Annotated in this window: 19 protein-coding genes and 1 pseudogene; 8 read left to right on the forward strand and 12 right to left on the reverse strand. The window is 54.7% G+C overall.

From position 1 onward, the window contains the following. Window positions 1-5: 5 nt before the first annotated feature. The 7 genes from Q1A48_RS11910 to Q1A48_RS11940 form a co-directional block, all read right to left on the reverse strand. Complete coding sequence (locus tag Q1A48_RS11910; protein WP_299945021.1) at window positions 6-722, reverse strand: SapC family protein; 717 nt, start codon at window positions 720-722, stop codon at window positions 6-8. Between the two features lie 222 nt (window positions 723-944). Beyond that, on the reverse strand, window positions 945-3,995 hold the full coding sequence (locus Q1A48_RS11915; RefSeq protein WP_299945023.1) for a TonB-dependent receptor: 3,051 nt from the start codon (window positions 3,993-3,995) through the stop codon (window positions 945-947). 1,018 nt (window positions 3,996-5,013) lie between these two features. Beyond that, entirely contained in the window at window positions 5,014-5,970 is a 957-nt protein-coding gene (locus tag Q1A48_RS11920) for an acetyl-CoA carboxylase carboxyltransferase subunit alpha (RefSeq protein ID WP_299945025.1), read from the reverse strand. Window positions 5,971-6,063: 93 nt separating this feature from the next. Further along, complete coding sequence (gene dnaE, locus Q1A48_RS11925; RefSeq protein WP_299945028.1) at window positions 6,064-9,579, reverse strand: DNA polymerase III subunit alpha; 3,516 nt, start codon at window positions 9,577-9,579, stop codon at window positions 6,064-6,066. A 58-nt stretch (window positions 9,580-9,637) separates the two neighbouring features. Further along, entirely contained in the window at window positions 9,638-9,853 is a 216-nt protein-coding gene (locus tag Q1A48_RS11930; RefSeq protein WP_299945031.1) for a DUF1289 domain-containing protein, read from the reverse strand. Continuing rightward, window positions 9,846-10,382: a gamma carbonic anhydrase family protein gene (locus Q1A48_RS11935; protein ID WP_299945034.1), complete on the reverse strand. Its 537-nt coding sequence runs from the start codon at window positions 10,380-10,382 to the stop codon at window positions 9,846-9,848. The genes Q1A48_RS11930 and Q1A48_RS11935 overlap by 8 nt, the downstream gene beginning before the upstream one ends. A gap of 423 nt (window positions 10,383-10,805) precedes the next feature. Next, window positions 10,806-11,198 carry a hypothetical protein gene (locus tag Q1A48_RS11940; protein ID WP_299945036.1) on the reverse strand — a complete coding sequence of 131 codons (393 nt, stop codon included), beginning with the start codon at window positions 11,196-11,198 and terminating at the stop codon, window positions 10,806-10,808. 149 nt (window positions 11,199-11,347) lie between these two features. Here Q1A48_RS11940 and Q1A48_RS11945 point away from each other — a divergent pair, with 149 nt between their 5' ends. Then, window positions 11,348-12,247 carry an AraC family transcriptional regulator gene (locus Q1A48_RS11945; RefSeq protein WP_299945038.1) on the forward strand — a complete coding sequence of 300 codons (900 nt, stop codon included), beginning with the start codon at window positions 11,348-11,350 and terminating at the stop codon, window positions 12,245-12,247. 62 nt (window positions 12,248-12,309) lie between these two features. On the opposite strand, the gene Q1A48_RS11950 is transcribed toward Q1A48_RS11945, so the two are convergent. Continuing rightward, window positions 12,310-12,777: an OsmC family protein gene (locus Q1A48_RS11950; RefSeq protein ID WP_299945041.1), complete on the reverse strand. Its 468-nt coding sequence runs from the start codon at window positions 12,775-12,777 to the stop codon at window positions 12,310-12,312. A 205-nt stretch (window positions 12,778-12,982) separates the two neighbouring features. Further along, window positions 12,983-13,327 (reverse strand): 4a-hydroxytetrahydrobiopterin dehydratase, encoded by a 345-nt coding sequence (locus Q1A48_RS11955; protein WP_299945042.1) that lies wholly within the window; start codon window positions 13,325-13,327, stop codon window positions 12,983-12,985. Between the two features lie 817 nt (window positions 13,328-14,144). Here Q1A48_RS11955 and Q1A48_RS11960 point away from each other — a divergent pair. Continuing rightward, window positions 14,145-14,909 carry a hypothetical protein gene (locus Q1A48_RS11960; protein ID WP_299945044.1) on the forward strand — a complete coding sequence of 255 codons (765 nt, stop codon included), beginning with the start codon at window positions 14,145-14,147 and terminating at the stop codon, window positions 14,907-14,909. Here Q1A48_RS11960 and Q1A48_RS11965 read toward each other — a convergent pair. Beyond that, window positions 14,886-15,197, reverse strand: coding sequence for a group II intron maturase-specific domain-containing protein (locus tag Q1A48_RS11965; protein WP_299945046.1), 312 nt, complete (start codon window positions 15,195-15,197; stop codon window positions 14,886-14,888). The two genes, Q1A48_RS11960 and Q1A48_RS11965, sit on opposite strands and share 24 nt — an antisense overlap. 27 nt (window positions 15,198-15,224) lie before the next feature. Between Q1A48_RS11965 and Q1A48_RS11970 the strand changes: the two genes are divergently transcribed. Continuing rightward, on the forward strand, window positions 15,225-16,550 hold the full coding sequence (locus tag Q1A48_RS11970; protein WP_299945049.1) for an MFS transporter: 1,326 nt from the start codon (window positions 15,225-15,227) through the stop codon (window positions 16,548-16,550). A 160-nt stretch (window positions 16,551-16,710) separates the two neighbouring features. Here Q1A48_RS11970 and Q1A48_RS11975 read toward each other — a convergent pair whose 3' ends face one another. Both Q1A48_RS11975 and Q1A48_RS11980 read right to left on the reverse strand, forming a co-directional pair. Continuing rightward, window positions 16,711-18,219, reverse strand: coding sequence for a fumarate hydratase (locus Q1A48_RS11975; RefSeq protein ID WP_299945052.1), 1,509 nt, complete (start codon window positions 18,217-18,219; stop codon window positions 16,711-16,713). Between the two features lie 149 nt (window positions 18,220-18,368). Next, the gene (locus tag Q1A48_RS11980; protein ID WP_299945054.1) at window positions 18,369-19,124 is read right to left on the reverse strand and encodes a hypothetical protein; all 756 of its coding nucleotides are present in this window, start codon (window positions 19,122-19,124) and stop codon (window positions 18,369-18,371) included. Window positions 19,125-19,455: 331 nt separating this feature from the next. Here Q1A48_RS11980 and Q1A48_RS11985 point away from each other — a divergent pair, with 331 nt between their 5' ends. From Q1A48_RS11985 to Q1A48_RS12005, 5 genes and pseudogenes are all read left to right on the forward strand, one after another. Then, window positions 19,456-20,037, forward strand: coding sequence for a Fe-Mn family superoxide dismutase (locus Q1A48_RS11985; RefSeq protein WP_299945057.1), 582 nt, complete (start codon window positions 19,456-19,458; stop codon window positions 20,035-20,037). Next, window positions 20,034-20,339 (forward strand): hypothetical protein, encoded by a 306-nt coding sequence (locus Q1A48_RS11990; RefSeq protein ID WP_299945060.1) that lies wholly within the window; start codon window positions 20,034-20,036, stop codon window positions 20,337-20,339. The genes Q1A48_RS11985 and Q1A48_RS11990 overlap by 4 nt, the downstream gene beginning before the upstream one ends. After that, the gene (locus Q1A48_RS11995; RefSeq protein ID WP_299945063.1) at window positions 20,278-22,161 is read left to right on the forward strand and encodes a DUF885 family protein; all 1,884 of its coding nucleotides are present in this window, start codon (window positions 20,278-20,280) and stop codon (window positions 22,159-22,161) included. The genes Q1A48_RS11990 and Q1A48_RS11995 overlap by 62 nt, the downstream gene beginning before the upstream one ends. 1,027 nt (window positions 22,162-23,188) lie before the next feature. Further along, window positions 23,189-24,226 (forward strand): alkane 1-monooxygenase, encoded by a 1,038-nt coding sequence (locus Q1A48_RS12000; protein WP_299945066.1) that lies wholly within the window; start codon window positions 23,189-23,191, stop codon window positions 24,224-24,226. 12 nt (window positions 24,227-24,238) lie between these two features. Continuing rightward, window positions 24,239-24,409, forward strand: a pseudogene (locus Q1A48_RS12005) (IS256 family transposase); the annotation flags it as partial. Window positions 24,410-24,512: the final 103 nt, after the last annotated feature.

Raw genomic sequence — 24,512 nt, forward strand, 5'->3', positions numbered from 1 at the left:
TCGATTCAACGCTCGCTGGATTTATCGGCATTGGGCATCCGCTCTTCACCCTGCCAGAGTTTATCCAGGTTTGCTGCGGAACTGGCAAGCAAATAGGCACTTCGCAAAGCCCCGCTTCTATTGAGCTGCTGGAGGGGGGCAGGCTGCAAATCCTGCAGTTTCCTTGGATTAATGGAATAGAGTCCCTGCAAATTGCACAAGGGAGCGCCCTTTGGATAGGCTACGGAAATCGGCTCAATCAGGGATTCAGCATTGAGCGCATCCATGAGGTGGTCGCTCTGAATTTTCCCCTGGTGGATCACGGAAAGTATCCTGGCAACTTCTTTTGCAGTCTCAGTGGTGAAGCCCTGTTCATCAAACAAGCGTTGCCCCTGCTCCCCTACGCGTGCATCATTCAAATCCACACACAGGCTCAATGAACCATCATTGCGACCAATCATGCAAGGCCCGCGCCTGGACATCAGGGGGATATAGCGGGAGTCCCAACTGCCATCACTTGAAAATATATTGCCGTTTTCCTGCAGGGAAAGTATAGCCACCAAAAAAAATTGGCCGGTTCCTGAATGTTTTTTAAAGAAAACCGGAAATTCTTTATGGGCAGCCTCTAACTCTGAAGGAAAAACCTGAATATGGCCCAGGCCATCCTGAGGAGTTAACCTGGGTTCAAATGCCACCTTGATATCTCGGTTGCGCTTACTGTCGAGAATTACAATATTGGTCACCCATACGACTCTCTTGTCATTTTTATTCAACCGGTATTGAATAAATTGTCCACCGCCTTTTTGGCTGTCGCATTCAAAAATCCGGCTGAAATGCCTGTAATTCTAATACGCACCTCAGCCCACGGCCGCAGCGTCACCTTAGTCTGGCAAGCTGGTTACCTGCCGGATAAATTCTTTGCCCAAACTACCTGCATGGTCTGACAAGACCTCAGGGCTCCCCCTTCAAAAATGATAGCGGGCACTCAGGGCATAGCGTGGGCCCAATATCTCCATACGCAACAGCTGACTTGTTGAACGCGCAAACTGACGGTGGTCCTCACCCAGTAGATTGATGCCTTCGAGACTGAGTTTCAGATTTTCTTGCACTTCATAGCCAATACTCAGGTCCACCTGACTGTATTCTTCGGTATAGCGTGGACGCCTTCCGCCATCCTCAATTCCAGCGAGGAACGCATCTCTCCAGTTATAGGAAAGCCGGGCAGAAAGGCCATACTTTTCGAAAATCAACGATACATTGGCGGTATCGCTGAGTCCCGTTAAGGCAAATTGCTCCCCTCCATTGATCGCAGGGTCCTGCTCCACATCGTACTCAATATCCCCATTCACAATGGTGTAGTTTGCCTGCAAACCAAAACCAGTCCCGCCAAAGAAGTGCTGAACGCCCAATTCCCAGCCATCAATCACCGCCTTCTCAGAATTTTTGGGTTGTGATACGCGGAAAATGATGGGTTCATCATCAGCATTACCGGTAACATCGACCCGATTTTCAAACTCTTCTGCGGTATAGTCATAGAAATCAACCCCGAGTATATTGGCCGCAACCATTGAAAAAAGATTGGTATCATTGAGTGGCTCTCCCAGTGCTGCCAAATCCGCCATTGCCTGGGTAGCGCGCGGACCGTTGGTGGGATCGGTGAGGCCATACAAGCTGACATCCGTTGTCGCAGTACCGATAAAGTTATCGACATCCTTGCGGAAATAACCCATGGAAACATAGCTGGACTCATCGAAATACCACTCCAGGGACAGATCCAGATTATCCGACTCCAGTGGCAATATACCTGGATTGCCCGATCCCGCTGTACCGAGGGCAGAACCTGAGAGTAGGGTCGGCAAGGAGGGGCCACCCAGGCCGGAGGCGGCAGACCCCATCTGGTCGTAATTGGCTCGAGCAATCGTCTTACTGTAGGAAAAACGCCCTTTCAACCCGGGAATAAATTCGATATCAAAGTCCACATTGGGAAGCCAGTGATTGTATCCCGCCTTTTCAGAGTAAGGGGTGGCCATGGCACCGGCAGGAATTTGGAAATCGTTGTTACTCTGCCAGACTACTTCGGTGGGTAAGTTGGCGAGATCTATGGATTCAATCTCCGTTTTCTCATACCGAAGTCCCACTACCAGATTCACCGGCATATCCCGCCAGTCCGTGCTGAAATAATATTGCGAGTAAGCCCCGTAGACCGTTTCGTGGACAGTGCGATCCAGATTGTCCACCGGGTTAACCGCCCAGGGCAATCCGACCGCGTTGGAGAGATGTCTGCCGATAAGTGCCGCATTGCCGGTGTATCCCAGAAGCAGTGGCCCAGCCCGACCATCGCTGACAAGGTCAAAGAACTCGCGACTGTTTGATCCCAGTGACAAATTATAATCATTGAAAAGCTTGGCATAGTCGATCGGAGACAGGTATTCAGCGGGAACGTCACCGGGATTGGCGATCCCCCATCCTCCGGCCAGCAACTCCTGATAAAAGGAGGATTGCAGGCGCGTTTCCATATCGCGGGATTCAATCCCAAAATCAATCGAATGTGCTTCATTGAACACAAAGTTGGCACCCAGGCGGGCCTGAGTAAACTCTGCCAAGGCGCGGTCATTAAATATCTGTCTTACCGAGGAACCGACTTCCCCCTCGTCCAGCTTCCCATTGCCATTGCCGTACACCTCATCATCGAAGTCTACGACCAGAATGGGCAGGCCATCCCGGGTAAAATCGATTCCCTGGCCGGCGGAGACATTTGCCCCGAGGCCAATATTGATCCAATTTCCATAATCCGCATCTGGCAAACTGGAGGACTTGGATTGATGCGCGTCGAACACCAGTTCAAACTCATCGCTGGGCTGCCATACCAGATTCAGCCCAAGGGATTCCAGTTTATTGACCTGATTTTGCTGCTGCAGAGCCAGGCCAATATCCCGGGGGTTCTGTTCGCGGCGCTCTTCCCAATAGAGCACCGGCGTATGTACCGGACCCGCATCAAAGACGATATCGCTTTTATAGGTGTCCATCCAGGCGGACAGTTCCGAACGGTTTTCATAGATATCCTGCCTGACGTAGGTGTAATCCACAGTGCCGGTCAGGGTATCGATCGGTCGCCACTGCAATGTGAGCTGTGTATTAATGCGGGTACGCTCACGGTCGGAATGGATATAACGTAGATCCGTGGGCAACGATCTCAATGCCCCCAGTTCCGGCTCATTGAGAATATTGATGGGCTCACCAGAGCCCTTACCGGGGGACTGGGGGATGGTGCCATCGTAAGCTTCGGTTATCCAGTTATTGGTATAGGCACCACTCGCGCCGCTGTCGCGCCGCTGGTAGGAACCGGTTAGGGCAAAACCAAGCCTCTCCCCTTCATCGGTCCAACTGAACAGTCCCGCAGCCTCCGGCGTATAGTCATCGCCTACGACATTGGTAGTATCCACCAGAACCTTGGCACCAAGAGACATGTTCAGCCCTGGGCGGTCGAAGGGTCGCTGGGTGATAACATTAATCGTCGCGCCCATTCCGCCAGAGGCAATATCCGCACGCCCCGTTTTGTATACTTCGAGCGCCCTGACACTTTCTGCTGCCAGGTTATCCATATCAAAGGCACGCCCCTGGCTTACCCCGCCACCATTTTGTGCAAGGGAGGTGGACGGCATCTGGCGGCCATTCAGGGTAATAAGGTTGTAGTCCGGCCCAAACCCACGCACGGTGACCCGACTGCCTTCACCGTTGCGGCGGTCGATGGAAACTCCAGTAATACGCTGCAGGGATTCAGCCAGATTGGAATCCGGAAACTTGCCCATGTCCTCGGCGGAAATTGCATCTACAACACCTGCACTATCCCGCTTTACATCCATGGAAGTCTTCAGGCTGGCCCGGATGCCTGTCACCGTCACTTCCTCGAGAGGGGTTTCGCCTTCTGCCGCCAGCACTAATGGGATACTGGTTACTCCCAGGGCGCCAGAAATAATGAACGCCAGGCGGTTTCTGTGAAAACACTTTTGTCTCATGGCTGATCACCCGGATATTGATTTTATGAAGCTAACTGGAAATATCTGTTGTCGCAGATTGGTTTATGACACCCCGGTACAAATGGGATTTCTGTAAGCCATAGCGACAGGTCGTTTTTATAAACTGCCGGCAGTGTGCCTTGCTCGACTCAATCTGCCATTAGGCCAGAGGCATAAACGGGATATTGCGGATTAAATCCGGGATAGCGGGGACTGTACCCTAAGGAAAAGCCCTGGCTAAGGTGATTGCTTAAGATTACAAGTCCCAGTCAAACGATGGGGGGTGAAGGGGAATTGACGGTAGTGTCTCGTCTTTTTTCAGGACACGCCTAAAACCCACAAATCCGTGGCAGACTACCGCCATCGAAAGAAACTCCAGGGCCATAGTGTAATACAACCCGGGCTCTTCGATGCCTAAGACCACTTTCGCACGCAGAATTAACGCGATCTCCTCACCAACCTGGATAGGCGAGTAGATCGAAAAGATTTTTGCGGCACTTTACACAAAGAGCATACAAAGGGACCTACGCGCAACGCCAGCAAAAGACCATTCGAAGGATTGATCTTGGTGTACAACCGACAACGACTCGACCGTCTTCAGAGGTAAAGTGTGTGCACATCTTTGGGGATACAGGCAAATAGATCCGCAGCACACAACGCTGTTCCGGACTTTAAAAGAATCAATTGAATGAGTCCGCTGATTAGACAAATCCAAAAAAATACTTAAGCAATAACCGCGAAAAATTACAAAAGAGATAGCTGATAATTATGGGGGGGTTAGCTCGCTTGTGGGGTAATTCGCCCAATATGGGTGGACCGGATCGTATTTACGCCTTGGTGAATATCCCCTTTTTCGACTGAAATCCGACGTGAATGATGAAGTTGCCGGGGGAGGCCGTGTTGTGCAGAGAGCATACCACTACCGCAATCCATCGCCGTAAGCTCTTTCCAGCGATCCGGGCTGGTTGAGCTTGGCATTCACCCCGGCAAGCGATCAGTTTGCCGGGCACGGTTGGCGTTACGAAGCGGTATTACCGTAGCTCATCAGGCGCTGGTAGCGTTTTTCGAGCAATTCATCAGTGGGGACAGTGCGTAATTGGTCCAGTTGATCGCTAAGTCTGTCCCTCAGTCGCGCCGCCATGGCGTCCGGGTCCCGGTGCGCACCGCCGAGCGGTTCCGGAATGGTTTCATCCACAATACCCAGTTCCTCCAGCACACTTGAGGTCACCCCCATGGCCTCGGCCGCCAGCGGTGCTTTATCCACAGTTTTCCAGATAATGTTGGCACAACCCTCCGGGGAGATCACAAAGTAAGTGGCGTACTGCAGCATATTCAACTGGTCGCCGACACCAATGGCCAGGGCACCGCCGGAAGACCCCTCACCGATCACGGTACAGATAATGGGCGTGCGCAGGCGCGACATCACCGCCAGGTTTTCGGCAATGGCCTCGCTGATACCGCGCTCTTCACTGTCGATACCCGGGTAGGCGCCCGGGGTGTCGATCAGGGTCAACACCGGCAACCTGAAGCGCTCCGCCATTTTCATAATACGCAGCGCCTTGCGGTACCCCTCCGGTTTGGGCATACCGAAGTTGCGCGCCACCTTCTCATTGACAGAGCGGCCTTTCTCCTCGCCGATTACCGCCACGGGTGTGCCCTCAAGGCGCGCAATACCGGCAATGATCGCCTGATCGTCACCAAAATGGCGGTCGCCGTGCAACTCATCCCAGTCAGTAAACAGGCGTTCGATGTAGTCTTTCGTATAGGGGCGCTGCGGGTGGCGGGCCACCTGCACCACCTGCCAGGGCGTCAGGTCGGCGTAGATGGATTCAGTCAGGTTTCTGCTCTTTTCTCGCAGCCGGGCCACCTCTTCGGCAATATTCAGTGCGTTATCGTCACCGACCAGCTGCAACTCCTTGATCTTGCTTTCCAGCTCCGCAATCGGCTGCTCAAATTCGAGAAAATTAAAATTCATGAAATCTGTGCCCTTAACTCTCTTCAACGCCACCGGACAATCACAGCGGCATAGCTTAACTGTCCGGAACCAGCCAGTCGAGCCCGATAGACTTTAGTGTTGCTCTGCATATTGCAGTACCACCCGTTCGCGCCCCAGCAGTTCCCGCAGCGACTGGAGCAACTGATCATTGGGCTCCAGATCCCACTGGGGCGGCAGGCGATAGAGGCCGCGCGCGTCACTGCGCAACACTTCAAGACTAACCTTGCAGTTGCCACCGGTGTACGGCTGCAGGCAGGCAGCCAATTGCTTCGCCAGACCCTGCTGCGCGCTGCCGCTGTGGATCTGTAGGCGCACGCCATGCACGCTGCGCCGGCGCAGTTCGTCCAGTGTCGAGACCCCGTTGACAGTCATCTTCAGACCGCCACTGTAATCGTCGTTGGCCACGGGGCCATCAAGCACCAGCAGGGCATCCTTTACGAGCTTCTCGCGGTGTTCACCAAACGCTTCACTGAATATGGCCGCTTCAATGCGGCCACTGCGGTCATCCAGGCTCACAATCGCCATAGTGTCGCCGCGCTTGGTTTTCATCACCCGCATGGCGACGACAAGCCCCGCCACTTTTTGCGATTCGCGCCCCGGCTTGAGATCGGCAATGCGCGCCTTCACCAGGTACCCCAGTTCATCGGCATACTCGTCGATGGGGTGGCCGGTCAAGTATAGGCCGAGGGTATTTTTCTCACCCTCTAGGCGCTCGCGAATACTCCAACAGCGGGTGCGGCGAAAATCCTCATACACATCCCCGTCGACACTCTGGGGTACCAACGCCCCGAACAGGTCCATCATGCCGGCGTTGGCATTGGCGGTCTGCTGCTCCGCCGCTTTAACCGCCTCATCCAGGGCGTTAAACAGCACTGCGCGGGTGTAGCCCAGGTCTCCGTCGCCGGTATCCGGCCCGATGCTATCCAGGGCGCCGGAGCGTACCAGCGCTTCCATTGCGCGCTTGTTCACCTTGCGCGGATCTACGCGGGCACAAAAATCGAACAGGTTGCAAAAGGGCCCGCCCTGCTTCCGCGCGGCGATTATCGCTTCAATCGGGCCCTCGCCGAGCCCTTTTATGGCACCGAGACCGTAAATAATCCGGTTATCGATATCCACTGAGAACTGGAAGCTACCCAGGTTCACATCCGGGGGCACCAGTGTCAGCCCTATGGCTCGGCACTCCTCGATAAAGGTCACCACCTTGTCGGTTTTGTCCATATCCGAGGACATGGTAGCCGCCATAAACTGGGCCGGATAATGCGCTTTCAACCAGGCCGTCTGGTAGGATACCAGGGCGTAGGCGGCGGAGTGGGATTTGTTAAAGCCGTAACCCGCGAACTTCTCCACCAGGTCAAAAATTTTCATTGCCAGCGTGGGATCAATGCCCTGGGCTTTGGCACCGCTTTCGAAAACAGCACGCTGCTTGGCCATTTCCTCCGGTTTCTTCTTTCCCATGGCGCGGCGCAACAGATCCGCACCACCGAGCGTGTAGCCTGCCAGTTCCTGGGCGATCTGCATCACCTGTTCCTGGTAGACGATCACGCCGTAGGTGGGCTCCAGGATAGGCTGCAGCTTCTCATGCTGATACTTGGCATCCGGATAGGCCACCTGGGCACGGCCGTGTTTGCGATTGATAAAATCGTCCACCATGCCGGACTGCAAAGGGCCCGGGCGAAACAGGGCCACCAGGGCAATCATGTCCTCCAGGCTGTCTGGCTGCAGACGCTTGATCAAATCCTTCATACCGCGGGATTCCAGCTGGAACACCGCAATGGTCTCGGCCCGTTTGAGCATCTTGAAGGTTTTTTCATCGTCCAGCGGTAGCGCGGCGATATCCAGCGGCGCCAGCCCGTCGCGGGCGCGCTGCTTATCCACCATGTGCTTGGCCCAGTCGATAATGGTCAGGGTGCGCAGGCCGAGGAAATCAAATTTGACGAGTCCCGCATCCTCCACATCGTTTTTATCGAACTGTGTGACCAGACCCGCGCCGGTTTCGTCGCAATAAAGGGGGGCAAAGTCCGTGAGCTTGGTGGGCGCGATCACCACACCCCCTGCGTGTTTGCCCACATTGCGTGAAACCCCTTCGAGTTGCAGGGCCATCTCCCAGATTTCCTGGCCCTCATCGTCGCTCTTGAGAAACTCCCGCAGCACATCTTCCTGGTCGTAGGCCTTGTTGAGGGTCATCCCCACATCCGGCGGGATCATTTTCGACAGCTTGTCGGCAAGGCCGTAGGACTTGCCCTGCACCCGCGCCACATCACGTACCACTGCCTTCGCGGCCATGGTGCCAAAAGTGATGATCTGGCTTACCGCCTGGCGGCCGTAGTTGTCGGCCACATAACCGATCACCCGATCGCGCTTCTCCATACAGAAGTCGATATCGAAATCGGGCATGGAAACCCGCTCTGGGTTGAGGAATCGCTCAAACAGCAGGTCGTATTGCAGTGGGTCCAGGTCGGTGATATCCAGTGCGTAAGCCACCAGTGAGCCGGCACCGGAGCCCCTTCCTGGGCCCACCGGAATATCGTGATCCTTGGCCCACTGGATAAAGTCCATCACGATCAGGAAGTAGCCCGGAAAACCCATCTGGAGAATGATGTCGAGTTCGAAGCGCAAGCGCGCCTCGTAGACCCTGCGCCGCTCTGTATACTCTGGGGCAGAGCGGTCCAGGGTTTTTTCCAGGCGCTTTTCCAGACCCTCTTTGGAGATTTTCTCAAAGAACTGGCCTTCGGTCATGCCCCCGGGAATCGGGTATTCCGGCAGGAAGTACTTACCCAGCTGAATCGGCGCTGAGCAGCGCCTGGCGATTTCCACAGTGTTCTGCAGCGCTTCGGGAAGATCGCTGAACAGCGCCCACATCTCCTCGGGTGTGCGAAAATACTGCTCGGCGGAATAACGGCGCTCCCGGCGCGGATCGTCGAGCGTGCGCCCCTCGTGGATACACACACGCACCTCGTGGGCCTCGAACTCACTCTCAGCCATAAAGCGCACGTCGTTGGTGGCCACCACCGGCAGGTTCAGTGCCTGGGCCAGATCCACTGCCCCGTGCAGGTACTCCTCGTCGCCTGCACGACCGGTGCGCTGCAGCTCCAGATAGTAGCGATCGGGGAACAATTCTGCCCACTCCCGGGCCAACTCCTCCGCCTGGGTACGGCGCCCGGCAACCAGGGCACGCCCAACATCACCATATTTGGCACCGGACAGCATCAACACGCCTGCACTGTACTCCCGCATCCACTCGCGCTTTACATAGGCATTACCGTGATACTGCCCCTCCATCCAGGCGCGCGAAATCAGCGCAATGATATTGCGGTAGCCATCGCCATTCATGGCATAGAGGGTGAACAGTGTCGGTTTGCCTTCGCCACCTTCATTTAGCCAGAAATCCGCCCCGGTCACCGGCTTGATACCGGCGCTGAGACAGGCCCGGTAAAATTTTATCTGGCCGTACAGGTTGCACTGGTCAGTCAGCGCCAAAGCCGGCATCTGCAACTCCCGGGCACGGGCGATGGCGGGCTTGATACGCACCAGGCCATCCAACAGGGAAAATTCAGAGTGGACTCTTAAGTGGACAAAGGATTGGGTCATGTGTGCGTTTTACTCAGGGCCCTGTGGGGCTTAGACCCGGCAGAGCACATTCAATTATTTACCAAATACGGCCCATCTGCCGTGCCCGCTCGGTGCAGCGCTTCAGCACCGTACGGCGCTCATCGTTATTCATGGCACCCCAGCGGCTGATCTCTCCCGCGCTGCGAAAACAGCCCTCACATATATCACTGGCATTGAGGGCACATACGGAAATACAGGGGGACTGGACCGGGCGCTGTGCCGATACGGGGGGTTTTACCGGCTGTTTACACATCTTCGGCCCCAAGGGGTACCAACTGCCCGGCAAAGTACTTGCCGTTCGCCGCATAGTGGTCACTGCTGGCTTTGAGCAACTCGCCGACGGCTTGATCCAGGGTCTTCACCACCTTGCCGGGGGTGCCCACTACCATAGAGTAATCGGGCACCACGGTATCCTCGGCGACCAGCGCATTGGCGCCGATAATACAGCACTTGCCGATCACGGCCCGGTTCAACACCACCGCATTGATCCCTATCAGGCTGTAATCGCCAATATCACAGCCGTGCAGCATCACCTTGTGGCCGACAGTGACACCGGTACCCACCACCAGCGGACTGCCGGGGTCGGCGTGAAGTACCGCACCGTCCTGTACATTGCTGTACTCACCGATGGTGATCGGTGCACAGTCTCCGCGCACCACCGCATTAAACCACACAGAACTGTGTCTGAGCATGCGCACATCGCCGATGATATGGGCACCGGGGGCGATATAGTGGCCTTCGCCTACCAACTGTGGCTGTTGACTCCCCAATCTGTACAGCATCCGGTCTCCGCTTTGATGGGACTGCTATGACTTATTATCCCGCGCTGGCAAGGCTGTGGCCAGTGGATAAATCCGGTGTTTTTTGGCCTGAACACTGGCCGGGAATTTTGTCAATCCTGCGAACAGATGAACACCCCGTTCAGGTGTAAATCTCCAAGCAAATCCCTTAAAAAATCCTCCCGCTCAGGTCCCCAGTCCTGACTATGTCGGTGGGTCCATTTGGCGGGCCGGGTAAAACACACGGGTACAGGCAGGACAGGTTGTGACTGTTATCTTGGGGGGATTGTTTCAGGCGGGGGCATGCCATTGTCTTTGGGCATCATAGGTGCCGGCGGCGGCCACTCGGGCAGTCGATCTCAGGGACGTCAGCAGGGCAGGCCGACATCCCTACTCATAAGGAGTCCATTCAGCCTCTATTGGGGCTTATGAGGATTCCGCCGGTGAGATAACGTCCAGGTCGTACCAAGGCGTCGGGTTAATGGGGCAGCGGAAACGGACACCATCCTCAGTAACGGTCACCCGCGAGGTGCGTGTCTCACCCGGTTCCAATGGAAACATGTCTAACCTGGCGCGGGTTTTATAGTTCTGGATTTGAAATCCCACCAGCTTATTCGCTTTATTGGTAACAACGAATTCGTACTCACCGGCTTTCAAACCTGCAACGGTTTCCTTGGCCTCAAAATAGCCGTTGTATTCATCAAGGTGGATCACAGTCACGCCGTCACTATTTTTTTGCGGTGTGCCGGCAAAACCTACCGCAGCCATCAAAAGCCCGGTGGCCAGAATAAACAGGGCTAAGGTCTTTCTGATTGACATGGTTCATCTCTCCAAAATGTTTGATCAGTGTTTGCAACCAGGTTGCGAAATGGACTATAAAGTAGAGATGGATGTACTTAATATGCCTTTTTGTTCATCTTTTCGATCAAATAGTACATTCTTGTGCTTTTACTGGTTATACGGCTGTTATGTATCTGGATGACAAAGATGCCTTGAGCAAGATTCTGCAGGGCCTTGGACTGAGAGTGGATGTCTACGCCCACGGAGATTTCTGTGGCCACTGGGCGATTGATACGTCGGGTTCACGGCGTATGCCGTTTCACCTGCTGACATTGGGCAAGGCCTGGCTGCATCGACCTGGCCAGGAACCAACCCTGTTGACAGCTGGTGATCTGGTGTTGTTTCCCTATGACCACCAGCATGTGATGTCGAGTGAATCGAAAGAACCCCCGCAGGATCAAGTCAATCAACCGATCGACCAGCACCAGGCGGTTTCTGCCAACATGGTCTGTGGCTTTTTCGAATTCAGCAGCCGAAATGCCTGGCCATTACTGGATGCCATGCCACCCGCAGTGATTCTGGATTTTCGAATACAGAGTTGCCAGCCACAAATCCGCACCATTGTCGATCTTTTAATCAATGAACTTCAGACACGGGAGATGGGCTGTTTCGCAGCTGCAAATCACCTGGCTTACCTGCTGTTCATCGAGGTGTTGCGCCTGCAAATGCACCGAACTGAACAACACGGCTTGTTGGGCGCATTAGCGGATCCGAAAATCGGCAAGGCCCTAAACCTGATGCACAACGAGCCGGAAAAACCCTGGACACTCGATACTCTTGCACATGCCGTCGCCATGGGCAGAACGGCCTTTGTCAACCACTTCCGCGATCTGGTCAATATCACGCCGATGCAATACCTGACGCAATGGCGTATGCGCAGTGCACAAGAGTGCCTCTTGACCAGCCAGCGCGGTATTGCGGATATTGCTGAAGAAGCCGGTTATCAATCCGAAGCCGCCTTCAGAAAGGCATTCAAACAGGTTACCGGATGTTCACCGGGCCAATACCGCAAACGGGAGTGTGAATAGCCCGTTCAGGCTGTGTAGTGCTGTTGTGGAGACAAGGTGTTGTTGGTAGGTAAGACCTAAACCTAAGGCAGACGAATCTCGGTTACCACCTCGGTCTTCACGGAGTTGGCAATAAAGCACTGCTTGTGGGACAGGTGGTGCATTTTTTCCAATTGTGCCCGAGTGGGGCCTTTGTCACCGGAGAAAAGCACTCGAGGGCGCAGGGTGACCTTTGTAACGGCCATTCCGCCTCCCGCAATGGCACCCATCACGCCCACCGCTTCATCGCAGTACTCATCCACAACAAAACCGCGCTTGGCCGCCACGGCGAGGAAAAACAGCATGTGGCAGCTGGAGAGTGCCGCCACAAAGGCCTCTTCCGGATCGACATGCTCCGCCACTGAATAAGGGACTGGGACTACCTGTGGGGAGGCGGAAGCCGGTACTGATACACCGCCATCAAACCGCCAAGTGTGCGCGCGACTGTATTGGTTATCGGTAAAGATCTGGCCATCGCGCTGCCAGACAACCGTGGATGTGTACTCAGACAACTTGCCTCGCCTTCCCGCCGGCATCCACACCAACCCAGGCTGCGCTCCCTGCCGGTTTAAGGGTATATGCAAGCATTGGATTTGGATGCCACAGGTGGCCGGCATTAAGCCGGCACGAACCTGCCCTGTACCGCCTTCCGGCCAAAAGAGCTGAACACAGACAGGGAGATCATTTCTCTACTGGATCAATAACCGAGGACTTTGCCTAGTCCGCGTCCACTTGCTGATCCGTACGTGCAGCCATAATAAAGTCATTCTTGTGCAGGCCCTTGGCTTCATGGCTCCACCAGGTCACAGTGACTTTGCCCCACTCGGTCAGCAGCGCCGGGTGGTGTCCCACTTCTTCGGCAATGGCGCCAACCCGGTTGGTAAAGGCCAATGCCTGTTTGAAATTGCGAAATTTGAAAACACGCTCCAGCTGCAGGATTCCGTCTCGGGTGGCCGGCGTCCAGTCGGGGATTTGTCGCAATAGCCCTGGCAGTTCATTGTCACTGACAAGCGGCGCATCTGCGCGGCAGGCTTCACATTGTTGTTGAGCTAGTTCGGTCATGGATGGGCCCTCAAAACCTTGCTTGTTATCCCTTGTTTTACCTGGGGCCACTCTAACCGGGGGACTTCAATGAAACAAGCGCGCACCCTAAAAACGCATTTTATACGGTTTTGCGACACCAATATGGCACTGCATGCGATTAGCTTTTGGGTGCGCTCTGCACAGAGGCAGCCAGTGTCGCCGCACCCTGTCAGTCAATAGAGTCAAACAGGGGCTTTAGCGCAATGGGGTACACCGCTCTTATGGCAACAGGCGCCGAGAACCTGTCGTTATTGTCCACCTGGTACACGGTATGACCAGTGTTTTAACGGCTTGAGCGCTTTACCCTTTCCCACGACGCACTGTGAATACATCCCTAACCACTCGTAATCGGCACCCGTGCCTCATACGATCCTGGCAGAGGGGTATGCTTCCCTCCTACCTTACTAGCAAGTGCCAAGACCGAATCACACACATTAAGGTCAGGCCCATCACGCTCGGCTTCTCCTGCCCCAAAACGATACAGGATGTATTGTAGGTGATTCAATCTGCGATACAAACCCAAGCGGGGAATTGACGTTTTGACGTAATATCCATTTATATGCTCAGCAACGTTGATAGGCGTCCTATTGATCTTCACCAATCCCATCGTATACTGAATTACGAAATGACCAATAGAATTAAATTCGAGCAGGACTTAAACCGGAGCTTGCACAAACTTGGCACAAAAAAGAAACAGCTTTCGCTGGGAAACCCGATCCGAATTAAACCGATGACGGCTTGGCCCGCGTCAAACCCCATATATTCATGGCCAGTATAAGAAAAGGACACAATTGGTATGCTTAAAAAAATATTTTCTTTTTCGTTGTGGTTTTTTTCTTCCTACGTAATGGCAAAAAGCTATGAAACGGAACATTTCACAATTGAGTATGATGACAATGTCCCTAAAAGTGCTGTTGAGCAGTTGGCAAAAAGGGTGAAAGACAATAGAGAAGTGGTTTTAGCCTACTTGAAACAAACCGGAGAATATACAGGCACCCCCATTAAAGAGCCTCTGGCTGTATACATTTCCAAACAACGGCGCACGCCTTATCAAAACTGGAACACCATTCATATTCCTGAACAGAGAGTCTTAAATACTTTTTTGGAAAATGATCAGGAACACGCGGGAATGGCGGTTATTCACGAGCTTACTCATGTATATGCCGTAAGTGCTTACCGAAAGAACAAGAAAAATAGCTATGAAGATCGGTTTTATGACGATGGTTTAGCCGTTTTCATGCAGCATCGGTTTGGCGAATCTCCAGGATACCCTGATTTTGGCAAGGATTTATACCGTGCAGTGCTTGAAAAATCGATTGAGTACGGTGAGCTAATACCATTAAAACAAACAGAAGAAGTAAGACATTCGGCAAGAACAGGCTTGGGTAGGCAACTGGCCTACCTTCAAGAGGGTGCATTCACGCAATTTCTAATAGAAAACTATGGACTGGATGCTTATTGGAAATTATATAAAGGCCAACAGCCAAAAGACGTTACGGGGAAAAGCTTTGCACAACTGGAAAGGGAGTGGTCTGCGCTAATGAATAGCTTTAAAACCTAAATTGGAGACAGAACTTTTTGTCATTGCCGTAAGGCGCTCTATTAAGGCACAAAAAAACTGGGAGCGATCACGCCAGGCGAATGCTCTCACCTTGTGGCCGCGCAAGCGCTTGTATTTTCGCATGGTCCACCGGGCTTTATCCCCGTCGATATACACCGCAACAGACTGGAACTCTGAGCCCAGAAAACAACAATAGTACCTAATCCATCCTCGTGTGCGAGACGCTGCCATCCGGGCGAGGTCACACAGAGACAGCTCACTACGAAACGGAAGATGCCATCGCCGCATCACCTGACGAGATGATGGAGAGCACCGATGACTGCCCTGGACACCATCGAACCCCAGATTGGCGCCCCGCAGGACGCTCGCCCCATGCGCCCGTTCTTCATCCTTTGGATCGGGCAGGCGCTTTCGTTCCTCGGCAGCCAGACCGTGCAGTTCGCCATCATCTGGTGGCTGACCGCGGAGACGGGTTCCGCTACAGTCCTCGCCACCGCGTCATTCTTCGGACTCTTGCCTCCGATCATTATGGGTCCGTTTGCCGGAGCGCTCGTCGACCGTTGGAATCGCAAGCGTGTGATGCTGGCTGCCGACGCCATGGTGGCCGTCACGTCATTGGGGCTCGTCGTTCTCTTCGCGATGGACCTGGCCAGTATCGGCGCCGTCTTTGCCGCGCTCTTGATCCGTGCGATCGGCGCGACGTTTCACTCGCCGGCGATGCTCGCATCCACGACGCTGATGGTTCCCGAGCGCCACCTGACTCGCATCCAGGGCATCAACCAAATGCTGGAGGGCGGGATGCTCGTCATCGCGGCTTCACTCGGCAGCCTGTTGGTCGCAACCCTCAGTATGAAGGGCATCATGCTGGTCGACGTCTTTACCGCGTTGATCGCGATCCTGCCGCTCTTGTTTATCACGGTGCCGCAGCCGGAGCGGACTCCCGAACAGACCGCCCAAGAAGAAGCGGACGCGGTCGGTCCCGTCCAGCGCACTTTCCTCAATGTCGGGGAAGGCCTGCGTTACCTGCGCAACCGGCCTGGGCACATGGGAATCGTCGGGATCGCGATGGGCGTGAATATGCTGTTGATTCCGGCGTTCTCACTCCTTCCGCTGCTCGTCAGCGAGGAACTGAGCGGGACTGCGATCGATCTCGCCTGGATCAATTCGGCATTCGGCGTCGGGGCGATCATCGGCGGGATACTCCTCGGTATCTGGGGCGGGTTCAAACGACGTGTCGTGACGACGTTGGTCGGCCTCATCTTAATGGGCGGCGCGTCGCTGGCCGTGGGAATCGCCCCGACCGTGCTCGCCGCCGTTGCTGCGATGTTTGCCGTCCGCGTGATCGTGACGCTCGTCAACGGTCCAATCCAAGCCGTGTTGCAGGCGACCGTTGCTCCCGACTTCCAAGGCCGCATCTTTACGTTGGTCGGTAGCCTCGCCGGCATCACGGCTCCGGTCGGCCTACTCCTCGCGGCGCCCATCGCCGAACTCGTCGGCGTCCGCGCCTGGTACATCGCCGGCGCCACCGCCTGCTTTCTTATGGGCGCCATCGGCTTCGCCCTTCCAGCCGTCCTCAAAATCGAGGACGAGCCCCCCACCGAGACCCCAGCCGTCGTCCTCCCCGAGGTACCGTCTACCTAAGGGCCCTTAAGGTAGACGGTACCGTGCAAAACTGGGGGTGGGGCGTAACCTTTGTGCTCTGACACCGCGTAGACGGCTTGGCCAGTACAGGTAAGAAAGGCCATGCAGGGCCTCTCTCAATCGCCTTTTAGCGAACCGGGCCTTACCAGGAACCCCAAGCTTACCCCAAGCCCTCTTCAATCCTGGCCTTCCAGATCAGTGGGCCTGTGGTGTGTACCGACTCACCCCGGCTGTCTACCGCCACTGTCACCGGCATCTCTTCCACGTCAAATTCATAAATGGCTTCCATACCCAACTCGGGAAAGGCAACGACCCTGGCCGCCTTGATTGCCTGGGCCACCAAATAGGCGGCACCGCCCACAGCCATCAGGTAAACCGCCCGGTTATCGCGGATGGCCTCGATTGCCATAGGGCCGCGCTCCGCTTTACCAATCATGCCCTGTAGTCCGGTTTCCTCAAGCATTGCGCGGGTAAATTTATCCATCCGTGTGGCGGTGGTGGGACCTGCAGGGCCGACCACTTCGTCACGCACCGGATCTACCGGACCCACGTAGTAAATAAAACGGCCAGCCAGGCTCACCGGCAGCTTCCCGCCTTTGGAGAGGATATCTACCATCTTCTTATGGGCCGCATCACGGCCTGTGAGCATTTTTCCGTTGAGCAACAGGGTTTCACCGGGTTGCCAGGTCTGTACCTCCTCCGCGGTCACCAAATCCAGGTTTACCCGGCGGGTGTTGCTGCCGGCTTCACGGGTAATTTGCGGCCAGTCTTCCAGCTTGGGCGGCGTCTGGTGCGCAGGGCCGCTACCATCCAGGGTAAAATGAGTGTGGCGGGTGGCCGCGCAATTGGGAATAATCGCCACCGCCTTATTGGCTGCATGGGTTGGGTAGTCTTTGACCTTGACATCCAGGACGGTGGTCAGACCTCCGAGACCCTGGGCACCGATGCCCAGCTTGTTTACGGAATCATACAATTCCAGGCGCAGCGCCTCAGCGCGATTAGAGGCGCCGCGTTCCTGCAGATCCTGGATATCGATCGGATCGAGCAGGGATTCTTTTGCCAGTAGCATGGCTTTTTCCGCGGTACCGCCAATGCCAATACCCAATATGCCAGGGGGGCACCAGCCGGCACCCATTTGTGGAACCATCTTCAAAACCCAGTCAATCACCGAGTCGGAGGGGTTCAGCATGGCGAACTTGGTCTTGGCCTCGCTGCCACCGCCCTTGGCCGCCACATAGACTTCGACGGTATCGCCGGGTACGATTTCGTAGTGGATCACCGCCGGGGTATTGTCACCGGTGTTCCTGCGCTCACCATCGGGATCCGCAAGAATTGAGGCTCGCAGCAGGTTGCTGCTATTCAGGTAGGCGCGGCGCACGCCTTCGTTCACCATATCAGCCACACCCATATCCGCTTCCCAGCGCACATTCATCCCCACTTTCAGTTTGACAGTGACGATACCCGTGTCCTGGCAAATGGGGCGATGCCCCTCGGCACACATACGCGAGTTGATCAGTATCTGTGCCATGGCATCCCTGGCTGCCGGATTGGCCTCCTTCCTGTACGCCTTGTCTAGGGCCTGGATGAAGTCTTGCGGGTGATAGTAAGAAATGAATTGCAGCGCGCCGGCCACGCTTTCGATCAGATCACCCTGGCAGATAGTGGTCATAACCAACTCCGATTAACGTCACAAAGCCGGCGATTTTACACGAAATGCAGGGGTCTTGGCCCGGCCCGAGGGCCCTGTTTACCAACCTGGGCAGGTGGCAATAAAAAAGGCGAACACCCGGTTCGCCCCTTGAGAAGTCCCGATTCAGGTTACATCGCGGAAGCTGTCGGCTCGCTGACCTGCAGAGAGCGAATGGCATCGCGCAGCTGCACCAGGTCCTTGTTGACCGAGCGACGATAAGCATCAATCGACTCCACCGCTTCCTCGTTGGCCCCGACTCGCATGGTCAGATCACTGCGCACCGATACCAGCTGACGCTCCAGTTGGGACAGTTTATCGGCCACCTCGCGTTTGCTTTGGGTGTTGCTGTTGCGCAGCTCGGCCAGGGCGGACTCCACGGCTGCGATCTTTTTCACACTGGCGCCGAGGCCGTTCAGCTTGGTATTGAGCGCGGCAACCTGCTTTTTGTTGGCCGCTGCAGTCGTCTTGTTTGCAGCGATGCTCTTGCGGTTGGTATCGTAGGCGACGCCCCAGAGCTTGCGGATTTCAGAAGTGTTCTCCCTGGCTTTGGCATTTAGCACCTCTACGGAAGCGGTGGACTCCTCGTCGGACAGATTGAAGCGCTTCTCCAGTTCGGCAATGCGATACTCCGCATCGGCAATGCGGTTTTCTGCATTGGCCAGTTGCGTGCGCCCCGCCTGCCACTGCTGGTAGAGGAAGCCTGATGCGGCGAGTCCGCCCAAAGCGAGCACCAGCGCACACAGACCCAGGAAAGAGAAACCACCGCGATGCTCCTCCACGATGACCTGAGGCTCTGGCACCTGTTCGCGCAGCTCGGAAGATTTGAGGTCCAGTGATGGTTCAATAGCGGCATTGCCGTCCAGTGTGGGCTCTTTGCGTTGCATGGATCGATACACCCGGTGACTTTTCTGGTAGGTCGAGTACTGGTCAGTCCGGCATCACTCTATTCCAGTGGCGGCCAACCAATACTTACGTGCCAATTAAGTTGAGACAGATTCGTCGAATTCTGCGGCAGTTATACCAAAAATTGACGAAAAAGTAAGCGTTCAATGGTAATAATAGACGACAGTCGGACGATGCCGGCACGAAACCCCTCCCCTTGAGTTTGAGCAAATCATACCGGCTTCCTCTATTCCATTGCACCGGCTTAATTCCGACACGCAGCGCGTGTAGAATACTCTCACCAATAACCTCAGACAAAGGAAGGAAGACACCATGGCTTTCGAATTGCCCGAACTCCCCTACGCGAAGAATGCCCTGGAACCACATATCTCCGAAGAAACCCTGGAGTACCACTACGGCAAGCACCACAAAACTTACGTCGACAAGCTAAACGGCCTGTTAGAGGGCACCGCCGACGCCGACAAATCCCTGGAAGAGGTGGTCAAGTCCTCCTCCGCTGGCGTATTCAACAATGCCGCACAGGTCTGGAACCACACGTTCTACTGGAACTGCCTCAGCCCCAATGGTGGCGGTGAAGCCAGTGGTGCCGTTGCAGAAGCCATCAACTCGGCTTTCGGCGGCTTTGACAAGTTCAAAGAAGAGTTCACCACCAGCGCTGTAAACAACTTCGGCTCCGGCTGGACCTGGCTGGTGAAGAAACCTGACGGCTCAGTCGCTATTATAAATACCTCAAATGCCGGCACCCCATTGACCGAAGAGGGGCTAACCCCCCTATTGACCTGCGATGTGTGGGAACATGCCTACTACATCGATTACCGAAACCTGCGCCCGAAGTACATGGAAGCCTTCTGGGCCCTGGTAAACTGGGAATTTGTAAACCAGAACTTCGCTTGATCACAAAATCACTTAATAGCGGGCCAACAATGCCCGCTTTTTTATTCCTGCACCTCCATACAACCAACCTTATCCGCAAAAACGTTGTATCTGGCCAAAAGCTGCGCGAGTGCGCACAATACCCACTGACCTGCGCGATCATCCTGCACGAAATGAGGATCGTGCAGAAAAGTATTTCTAAACCGTGTCCTTTTGGTGGCACAAAGTTACAACAATTAACCGAACCCCAGGAACATGCTCATGAAATTGAAACCCACCCTGATCGCAGCCGCTATAAGCGCGCTGGTTATCAGCGGCTGTAACCGCAGCGCCGACAATGCTGCGGAGCAAAACACCATGACTTCCGCGCAGAGTACAGTCACTCAATCTGCTACTGACAGCCCTGCCAAGGTGAGCCAGGAGGCCATCAAACAAACCAAGCAGATGTTCGAGGACTTTTTTCAGGAACACCTGGCCCGCAGCCCGGAATTCAAAACCTTTCTGGGCATGAAAGAGGACTACGACAAGTGGGACGATCTCTCCCCGCAGTTTGAAGAGGAAACCCTGGCGATCAACAAGCGCCAACTGGCCGAGTTGAATACCATTGACCCCGAAAAACTGGACAGCGCCACCCGCCTGAGCCTGCGACTGGCCAAGCGCAACCTGGAGCAGGATATCGAGGGCTACAAGTGGCGCAACCACGGTTACCCGGTCAATCAGATGTATGCCACCCACACCAGTGTGGCCTCCCTGTTGATCAGCCAGCACCGCATTGACAGCGTAAGCGATGCAAGAGATTACATCTCACGCCTGAATGGTCTGCCCCAGCACTTTTCCCAGTTGGAAGAAAACCTGAGGGAGAACGCAAAAGCCGGCACTATTGTGCCGAAATTCGCCTTCCCCTATGCCATCAGTGATGCCAAGAACCTGATCAGCGGCGCCCCCTTTGATGGCGATACGGACAGCCCGCTGTTGGCCGATTTCAAGGGCAAAGTGGAAAAATTGGATATTGCCGCTGAACAGAAAAAAACCTTGGTAGATCAGGCCACCGCCGCGCTTAAAAACCGTGTAAAACCGGCTTACGAAAAGCTGATTGCCTATCTGCAGCAGCTTGAAAAAGGCGCTACCACCGATGACGGTGCCTGGAAACTGGCGGATGGAGAGGATTTCTACAACTTTCGCCTGGGCGTCTACACCACAACAGACATGAACGCCGGCGAGATCCACCAGATTGGTCTCAAGGAAGTTGCACGTATCCACGAAGAAATGCGTGAGATCATGCAGAAGGTGGGCTTTAAAGGCACCCTGCAGGAATTTTTCGAATTCATGCGCACCGATAAACAGTTCTACTACCCCACCAGTGAAGAGGGCAAAGCGGCATACTTGAAAAAAGCCACTGCCATTATCAATACCATGAAGGGCAAGCTGGACCAACTATTTATCACCAAGCCCAAGGCCGACCTCGACGTCCGGGCGGTGGAGCCTTTCCGCGAGAAGTCCGCCGGCAAGGCCTTTTATCAGCGCCCTGCACCGGATGGCTCGCGCCCCGGTATCTACTACGCCAACCTGTATAAAATGGAAGACATGCCCACTTACCAGATGGAGGCGCTGGCTTACCACGAGGGTATTCCCGGACACCATATGCAGCTGTCTATCGCCCAGGAACTGCCGGATATTCCCAAGTTCCGCAAATACGGTGGTTACACTGCCTATACCGAGGGCTGGGGTCTCTACTCCGAGTTGGTACCGAAAGAGCTGGGCTTCTACGAGGACCCCTACTCCGACTTCGGCCGCCTGGCCATGGAGTTGTGGCGCGCTGGCCGCCTGGTGGTGGACACCGGTATCCACAGCAAAAAGTGGACCCGTGAAGATGCCATTAATTACCTGGTGGAAAACACCCCCAACCCCAAAGGGGATGTGGTTAAGGCGATTGAACGCTATATTGTCCTACCGGGCCAGGCAACCGCTTATAAAATCGGCATGCTGAAAATTGTCGAACTGCGCGAGAAAGCCAAAACCGCCTTGGGGGAAAAATTCGACGTGCGCGCCTTCCACGACACTATTTTGGCCAACGGAGCAGTACCGCTGGATGTACTGGAAGAGCTGGTTGACGCTTGGGTGGCTGAGGTCCAGGCCCAGCAGTGAGTGGCTGGCGATAAACAGCCGATCACCCGCAATCCTGTTCGCTCAGAGCATGAAACCACTTTGCAATAAACAGGGCCGCTCTTCTTGGCGGCCCTGTTTTTTACCGGCATAGACCGGTAACTGATCATTGCCCCTGAGGGGCTTATAACCTATTGATCGCCGCACTCACCCTTCCGCACGGCAATCCATGCACCGATCTGATACTCCAGAACTGCCGAGGCACAGTACTATTGCTCAAAGACATTGCCCAGTGCCTGTCCCTGTATAACAAATAATACTTAAATTTCCGTGGCCATTCCGGCCTCTGTCATCGGTTTTCTCCACCCTGCACTTGATTGCCTCATCGCGCTTCCCATACTTACAGTGCAAACTGGTAACTAACCGGCGCACTGCATAAATATCTCAGACAGAAGCGACCCGGGTCATCGTAGGGAGGCCAGGAAGCCCGACATCCCGGCAACCCACTCTGCGTACAGAGCCCAACCTTCCGGGTAGACAATACATAATTTCAGTTTGCGCAATGTGCGGTAGGCCCGGATGCGCATTCCTAACAGGTTGTTGAAAAACTATTTTTCAACAACCTGTTAAGTTTCTTGTCTCATGCATATCACGAAAGTTCGCGTAAAACACCCCCAAATGCGGACCGTGCATAGCTGGTGAATGTATAAAATCCCTACACCCATACCCCAATCCAGACTTTAATTTCGCCTCACTGAATTCGCATTTTGGGTTCTGAAGTTGCAGTGGGCAATATCGAGTGGCCGGGTGCTTTTTTTGGTGCTCCTATGCAGCTCCTTGCGTTGATTCAAGCGCTCTGCCGGCATTGCAAGGGCGTCGGGCAAGCAAGAAGTGAAACTATCTCATGACCATTAGGTCAACCGCTAAATGCCACTGCAGTGGTGATATACTCAGCCCAACGCCTGCTGTCCCCGCATTTGGTGTGCCTGGGGTTTCACAGGAATTGCGGTGATAAAAATAGTAAAAAATCGAATTAAATAGGCGCTGAGCGCCTGCCGGAGGTGTGGTCATGCGTTTGCACCCATTGCGATACAGTTTCGCCTATATATTGCCGGTACTGGTACTACTGGGGTTCTGGCAGGAAGGCTTCTGGCTGTTTTTACCCCTTCTGTATCTTTACGGACTGCTGCCACTACTGGAACTCGCCACACCCGCACCGACCGCCAACCTGGGACCGGAGCAGGAGCAAACTACACTCTCCAATCCATTGTTCAACTGGATGCTGTACTTGTCTGTCCCGGTCCAGTATGGAGTCCTTCTCTACTTCCTGGTGCTGGTGCCCTCGCTGCAAGCCTGGGCTCTTGCAGGGGCAATCCTCAGCATGGGGCTGATGTGCGGATCCTTCGGCATTAATATCGGCCATGAGCTGGGCCATAGAACGAGTCGCTTCGAGCAAACTTTGGCAAAACTGCTGCTGCTCACTTCCCTCAACATGCATTTCTACATCGAGCACAATCGTGGGCATCACCGGCGTGTAGCAACACCACAGGATCCCGCCAGTGCACGCTATGGCGAAACACTCTACGGCTTTTGGCTGCGCTCAATCGGACAGGGGTATGTTTCCGCCTGGCGGCTGGAAGCACAGCGACTGGCCAAGCGCGGCAGGTCCTGGTGCAGCCCCGCCAACCAAATGCTGCAATTTCAACTCACCCAACTTGCGTTCATTACCTCGATCGGCTGGCTCTTTGGCGCTAAAACCGCAGTTTGTTTTGTCCTCGCGGCACTGCTGGGTATTCTCTTGTTGGAAACGGTCAATTACATCGAACATTATGGTCTCAGCCGCCGACAAGCATCTGACGGCCGATACGAGCGGGTTATGCCGGCACACTCCTGGAATTCAAACCACATCCTTGGTCGGCTGAGTCTGTTCGAACTATCGCGCCACTCGGACCACCACTTCCGTGCCAGTCGCAAGTACCCTGTTCTTCGACACCATAAGGGCAGTCCCCAGATGCCCACGGGCTACCCCGGTATGATGCTGCTGGCTGGTATCCCTGCACTGTGGTTTAAGATCATGCACCCGCGGCTGGCAGCCCTGGGCAGTTAAGAGACATGGGTGTCCACCAACTCCGTTGAGGCTGTACACCGCCAGTTCCGCAAGCTGACTAAAACCAAGGGCGGCTTTGCCAATGAGAACAGCTTACTCAAGCTGCTTTACGCCGGTATACTGAAAGCTTCCGAGCGCTGGACGCACCCGATCCAGAACTGGGACTTGACGTTGTCACTGTAGTGGTCAAGTATTTTTGGCCACCGTCTTTTGAGCATTCCAATATTTTTCTTCAGCCACATTCGGCGGCAAACCGTCGTTGTTCTGGTGTGGCCGTATCTGGCTA

The organism is uncultured Microbulbifer sp. (assembly GCF_947489355.1).
GTDB lineage: Bacteria > Pseudomonadota > Gammaproteobacteria > Pseudomonadales > Cellvibrionaceae > Microbulbifer.